Origin of the sequence: Chryseobacterium artocarpi, assembly GCF_001684975.1 — a bacterium.
Lineage (GTDB): Bacteria > Bacteroidota > Bacteroidia > Flavobacteriales > Weeksellaceae > Chryseobacterium > Chryseobacterium artocarpi.
In genome coordinates, this window is sequence record NZ_MAYH01000032.1 from 1 (window position 1) to 453 (window position 453).

The window sequence follows — 453 nt, forward strand, 5'->3', positions numbered from 1 at the left end:
TTAAGTAAAGAATAATTGAAGACGCAACGTATGCGTCAGGGCATGTCGCTGGTAACGATATTTTTATGAATACCGGAAACGACTGACCTATTCTAAATTCTAAAATTACAATGATTGATATAGATGGGTACCGGACTGTATTCCGGGGGTGCATTGATTTGAATCCGGGTAAATTTCAAGGCCGAAAAAGAACGGTCTGCCTGCGTGAATAAAGATTTTACCGGGACTTCTGAAAGCTGGCTTAAAAAATTAATGGTTAGTAAATCAGATTTCTGAGAATCATCAACCTTTACCACTTTAATTTCTGTTTTGCAGCATCCTTTTTTATCTCTAACCCCGCATTTACCACAGATATCACTGGTTTTCTGACTGACAGAAACAAATTCCTGCATACAGTAATGAACGCTGAAAGCTGCTCCGGAAGAAAATCCGAAGTAGAAAACAGAGAACACT

The 453-nt window shown here is 38.6% G+C and carries 1 protein-coding gene; it reads right to left on the reverse strand.

Annotated elements, in window-relative coordinates; all coding sequences use genetic code 11:
- Positions 1-92: 92 nt before the first annotated feature.
- Complete coding sequence (locus BBI01_RS11600; RefSeq protein WP_228393994.1) at positions 93-452, reverse strand: HYC_CC_PP family protein; 360 nt, start codon at positions 450-452, stop codon at positions 93-95.
- Position 453 lies beyond the last annotated feature (1 nt).